General features: G+C 29.9%; 5 protein-coding genes and 1 pseudogene. 2 read left to right on the top strand and 4 right to left on the bottom strand.

Annotated features, from left to right (window positions below; genetic code table 11):
- From CD036_RS11420 to CD036_RS11410, 3 genes are all read right to left on the bottom strand, one after another.
- Window positions 1–519 (bottom strand): type 1 glutamine amidotransferase domain-containing protein, encoded by a 519-nt coding sequence (locus CD036_RS11420; protein ID WP_103388714.1) that lies wholly within the window; start codon window positions 517–519, stop codon window positions 1–3.
- Window positions 520–675: 156 nt separating this feature from the next.
- On the bottom strand, window positions 676–1,317 hold the full coding sequence (gene hxlA / locus CD036_RS11415) for a 3-hexulose-6-phosphate synthase (RefSeq protein ID WP_103388713.1): 642 nt from the start codon (window positions 1,315–1,317) through the stop codon (window positions 676–678).
- 290 nt (window positions 1,318–1,607) lie between these two features.
- The gene (locus CD036_RS11410) at window positions 1,608–2,348 is read right to left on the bottom strand and encodes an SDR family oxidoreductase (RefSeq protein WP_002509534.1); all 741 of its coding nucleotides are present in this window, start codon (window positions 2,346–2,348) and stop codon (window positions 1,608–1,610) included.
- A gap of 442 nt (window positions 2,349–2,790) precedes the next feature.
- Here CD036_RS11410 and CD036_RS11405 point away from each other — a divergent pair, with 442 nt between their 5' ends.
- Window positions 2,791–3,309: a type 1 glutamine amidotransferase domain-containing protein gene (locus CD036_RS11405; protein ID WP_103388712.1), complete on the top strand. Its 519-nt coding sequence runs from the start codon at window positions 2,791–2,793 to the stop codon at window positions 3,307–3,309.
- 212 nt (window positions 3,310–3,521) lie between these two features.
- Here the strand turns inward: CD036_RS11405 and CD036_RS11400 are convergent, their stop codons facing one another.
- Window positions 3,522–4,376, bottom strand: a complete 855-nt coding sequence (locus CD036_RS11400) for an SDR family oxidoreductase (RefSeq protein WP_021459430.1) — start codon at window positions 4,374–4,376, stop codon at window positions 3,522–3,524.
- Window positions 4,377–5,117: 741 nt separating this feature from the next.
- Here CD036_RS11400 and CD036_RS11395 point away from each other — a divergent pair.
- Window positions 5,118–5,294, top strand: a pseudogene (locus CD036_RS11395) (IS6 family transposase); the annotation flags it as partial.
- Between the last annotated feature and the right edge of the window lie 25 nt (window positions 5,295–5,319).

The following is a 5,319-nucleotide window of genomic DNA, read 5'->3' as shown; positions in this document are numbered from 1 at the left end:
TTATGCTTTTAATTTTTTAATAATTTCTCTATTGAAATCATCTAAGTCATCTGGAACACGACTCGTTACAATATTGTCATCTATTACAACTGATTCATCAACAACGCGTGCACCAGCATTAGATAAATCTTTACGTACATTGATAACGCCAGTTATTGTGCGGCCCTTTAAATCATCAGTATCAACTAGTAGAAGTGGACCATGACAAATCGCAAACGTAGGCACATCATTTTGAGTAAAATACTTAGTAAATGTACCATAGCGACCTTCTTCATCACCACGTAAATGATCGGGTGAGAATCCGCCAGGAATTAATAATGCATCATAATTTTCTGGTTTCGCATCTGCAATGCTAACATCTACAGTTACTTTCTCACCATGTTTACCAACAAGTTCATGTTTTGCTGTATCTCCAATAACTTCAGTCTCAAATCCAGCATTTTCTAATGCTTCTTTTGGACTAGTCAATTCTATATCTTCAAATTCATCTGCTAAAATGATTGCTACTTTTTTAGTCATAATACAACATACCTTTCAATTATATTTTAAAACCTAAGTACTATATACACTAGAAAAAAGGAAGTTTAAACATAAAATGTTTTCTAGTTTTTTCACAAATTACATGTACATTTTTATCTGTTTAGTTTAATCTTATTTAATATTAATTGTAACTGATTATGCATTTGTATGGGCATCTACAATATCACGACATTGTTTAGCAGCTTCTACAGGGTCATCAGCATTTGCAATGCCGCCACCAACAATAATTAAATCAGGATTTTCTGAAACAATATCTTTAATTGTATCTGGTTTAATACCACCTGCGACTGCTACTTTAGAATTACTAATTACAGATTTAACTTTACGTAAACTTTCTAAAGGAGATTGACCTTCAGCTTGTAAGTCATAACCAGTATGAACAGCGATATAATCTGCGCCTAAATCATCTAAATCTTTCGCACGTTTTTCTAAATCTTGTACTGCAATCATATCTACTAATAATTGTTTGCCATGTTTATGTGCTTCATCAACTGCTGCTTTAATTGATGCATCTTCTGCAACGCCTAAAATTGTTACTATGTCTGCACCAAATTTAACTGCTTGGCTTACTTCGTAATCGGCAGCATCCATAATTTTTAAATCTGCTAATACTTTTACACCATCAACATTATCATTTAAATGTTGTACAGCTGGTAATCCTTCATTTATAACAATTGGTGTTCCAATTTCTACGATATCTACATGATTTTTAACTTTATTTGCTAATTCTGCAGCATCCTCTTTATTTAATAAATCAATCGCTAATTGTAATTCCATTAAAACGCCCTCCTATCTATCTTTTATATTATCATTATGGTATTATTTACGATAAATAACAATACTGACATTTTTGTCACTATATAAATTAAAGGTGTTTTGTTGTTAATTAAATATAATAATAAAGAATTTTATATACCCAAATATTTAGCTTTTCTATAATTGGTAGAAGATGAAAATCACTTTTATCTTCTATCTTTTGCAAATTAATCGTTTAAGATTAAGTAAATTATAAAATAAACTACTCAGCGTATTTTAATAAAATTAGTTACTAAATAAGAGATTCCAAATTATAAACTTTGGCTACTAGGACGAATGATAAATTCATTTACAGAAGATTCTTCCGGCTCATTAATTGCGTAATTAATAGCTCTAGCAATAGCATCTGGTTTAATTGCATTTTTATATAATTCATCTATATCTTGTTTCATATCTTTGTCACTAATATGGTCTGTTAATTCAGTGCTGACAGCCCCCGGAGATAGAATTGTTGTTCTAATATTTGAACCCACTATAGCTTCTTCTTGTCTTAATCCCTCAGTTATCGCTCTCACTGCATATTTGGTACCACAATAAACAGCACTACCTGGGAAAACAACATGTCCCGCCACAGAAGCCAAATTAATAATATGGCCTGATTTTTGTTTTCTCATATAAGGTAATACTGCACCAATGCCGTATAATACACCTTTAATATTCACATCTATCATTTGATTCCATTCATCTTGCTTATTCTTTTCTAAAAAGGATTGAGGCATAAGACCCGCGTTATTAATTAAAACATCTATACGGCCAAAATCATTATAAGCTGTTTCAATTAATGCATTTACTTCATCGGGTTTTGTTACATCAGTTTTTTTAATGCTTACACTATCATGACCTACTTTTTGTTGTATTTTTTCTAATCTATCTAAACGTCTCGCACCTAAAACAAGCTTGGCACCATTTTCAGATAACAAATTCACAGTTTCCTCACCGATACCACTAGATGCACCTGTTATCACAACTACTTTATCTTTTACATTATTCATTTTCTTACCTCCTAAATTATTATAATTATATACTTCACTATTTTATTGTTATCGAAACCTCATTAATACTTTTCCAAAATATTTCAATTTCAATCTAGTATAACGATAAAAAACTGTGTCTTTAAAAGCTGAAAGATTTTTGAAACTTTTTATAAAGAGAGGATTGTATATTACTCAATTTTATACTTCTATACTATTAGAAAATATTCAATGTAATAAGCTAGCGTTATGCCCATAATCTATTATTATTTAAGAAAATACTATACTCAATTAATAATTCACTATTAAATTGTCTATAAAACTTATTCTAGGTTATCAAATACCATTAAGTGAATTACAAAACAAACTTCCTGATATCAATCAACCTATTATGTTTAAACTTCCTTTTTCTAGTGTATATAGTACTTAGGTTTTAAAGTATAATTGAAAGGTAGGTTGTATTATGACTAAAAAAGTAGCAATCATTTTAGCAGATGAATTTGAAGATATAGAATTGACTAGTCCAAAAGAAGCATTAGAAAATGCTGGATTTGAGACTGAAGTTATTGGAGATACAGCAAAACATGAACTTGTTGGTAAACATGGTGAGAAAGTAACTGTAGATGTTAGCATTTCAGATGCCAAACCAGAAAATTATGATGCTTTATTAATTCCTGGCGGATTTTCACCTGACCATTTACGTGGTGATGAAGAAGGACGTTATGGTACCTTTACTAAGTACTTTACTCAAAATGATGTACCAACATTTGCGATTTGTCATGGTCCACTTTTACTAGTTGATACTGACGATTTAAACGGACGTACAATAACTGGTGTTATCAACGTACGTAAAGATTTATCTAATGCTGGTGCACACGTTGTTGATGAATCAGTTGTAATAGATGACAATATTGTAACGAGTCGTGTCCCAGATGACTTAGATGATTTCAATAGAGAAATTATTAAAAAATTAAAAGCATAATTTTATAATATCAATCAGTATTTATTATCTAAGAGACTAACAGCAAAGTTTATAACTTTGTTGTTAGTCTCTTATTGTTCATTTTACACACTCATATTTAAAGCTTCAGTGAATTGTTGTAACTTTAAATAGTTGGATTCGCCCAACAGTTTCATCTTTATCGCTAGCACTCTAATAAGAACAGTTCAAAATCTAAACCTAAAGCGATTATACTATTTTAATAATCTATTTAGTGATTGTTGAATCGGTAATAACGAGTTTCCTATATATTTTTTTAAATCATCAGGTTCAATATCTAAACTTCCACTTTTTATAATTTCTTGTGCTGAAGCAAGAAAATCAGCTAAATCTTTAGGATATTCTGCGTTTTCCTGTAAGAATTTTGAAGCCGTGTTAACATCTGTATCAATAATCTCAAGACTTTTACCTGAAATTTTTTCTAACTCTTCTGCTAATTGGCGATATGTGATCAAATTTCCACCAATTTCAATAATATTAGGAAATTCATATTTCCCTGATACTGCATAAGCAGCTATTTGAGCATATTCTTCTTTCAATGCCCAACCGACTTTGCCTTCTCCACCTGAATGAACAAAGTTTCCGCTTTTTAAAGCAGCTGTAATTAACCCGTATTCATTTTCTAAATACCAGTTATTACGCAAAAATGTATAATTTATATCAGAATCTAAAATTAATTTTTCGGTATATTTATGATCCTCTGCTAACGGACTACTAGAAATATTAGCATTTCCAAAGCTTGTATAAGCAATATAAGAAACACCATTTGCTTTAGCTGCTTCTACAACATTTTTATGTTGCTTTTGACGTTGCCCAACTTCATTCCCTGAGATAAATAAAAGACGATCTATATCTTTGAAAGCTTTTGATAACGCTTCAAAATCATCATAATTTCCAAACCTTATATTAAATCCTTTTTCTTCCAATTGACTTGCTTTTTCTTTATTTCTTACTAAAGCGAAAATCTCATCTTGGGGAACTAATTTTTTCAAAAATTCAAGAGCATAATTACCCATACCACCTGTGGCACCTGTTATTAAAATATTCACAATATCAACCCTTTCTAATTAATTATTGAATATAAGTTGAATCATACACATTTTTTTGGAAAAGTACAGTTATCAGTTTATTAAAATAGTATTTTTAAGTAATAATTTTATTAAGTGATTAAAAAGTATAATGTCAAAACTTAACGATTTTTAAGCAATTTTTATCTTTTCTGGAACTATTTTCTATTCTGGCTCATATATGCGTTTTAAGAAACAAATGTAATTAAATAGGTTGAAAATTATATATTTTTAAAGTTTGCTTTAAACCAACTGTTAAAATGTATAATAAGGATATTGGATTACCACATGTAAATTTGTTTTTAGCACGACGTTTTTTAGGTGTGTAAGTGTGCCTTTAGATATAAAAATAAAAGTCAACCTAGAAAAAGTAGATTGACTTTTTCTTTTGATGCAGTATCGTCAATGTAAATCTAAAAATTCTGGCTATAAATCTACATCACTTTTCAAAAATGTAACAACAATATTCAAGACAAATTAATTTTTATAACTGCTCGGAATATCTCGAGCCGTTTCTTTAACTTTAAAATAAAAAAATCGACGAAGGTCGATTATGATTTTTGCACCGTTTGGAACAAACGTGTAAGCGTCCTTTACAAGATTTAACTAAATTATAACGATGAATTTTAGACCTATAATTCAATAACAATTGGGTCTACCAGATTTACAAGGGTTCTGTTGCAAAGTTGAATTTATAGTATAATTTTAACAAAAAGGAGTCTTCTGTATGTACTATTCAGATATAAACAATTCGATAAAGATGTTATAACTGTAGCCGTTGGCTACTACTTAAGATATGCATTAAGTTATCGTGATATATCTGAAATATTAAGGGAGCGTGGTGTTGATGTTCATCACTCAACCGTTTATCATTGGGTTCAAGAATATGAACCTATTTTGTAACAAATTTGGAAGAAAAAGCATA

This window comes from Staphylococcus arlettae (assembly GCF_002902345.1).
GTDB classification, from domain to species: Bacteria; Bacillota; Bacilli; order Staphylococcales; family Staphylococcaceae; genus Staphylococcus; species Staphylococcus arlettae.
This window is presented reverse-complemented; position numbering and strand designations above follow the sequence as displayed.

What these genes read in the sequence shown, in the direction of transcription:
- CD036_RS11420 (WP_103388714.1), bottom strand. Translation starts at nt 519, where the DNA reads ATGACTAAAAAAGTAGCAATCATTTTAGCAGATGAATTTGAAGATATA.
- hxlA (WP_103388713.1), bottom strand. Translation starts at nt 1,317, where the DNA reads ATGGAATTACAATTAGCGATTGATTTATTAAATAAAGAGGATGCTGCA.
- CD036_RS11405 (WP_103388712.1), top strand. Translation starts at nt 2,791, where the DNA reads ATGACTAAAAAAGTAGCAATCATTTTAGCAGATGAATTTGAAGATATA.
- CD036_RS11410 (WP_002509534.1), bottom strand. Translation starts at nt 2,348, where the DNA reads ATGAATAATGTAAAAGATAAAGTAGTTGTGATAACAGGTGCATCTAGT.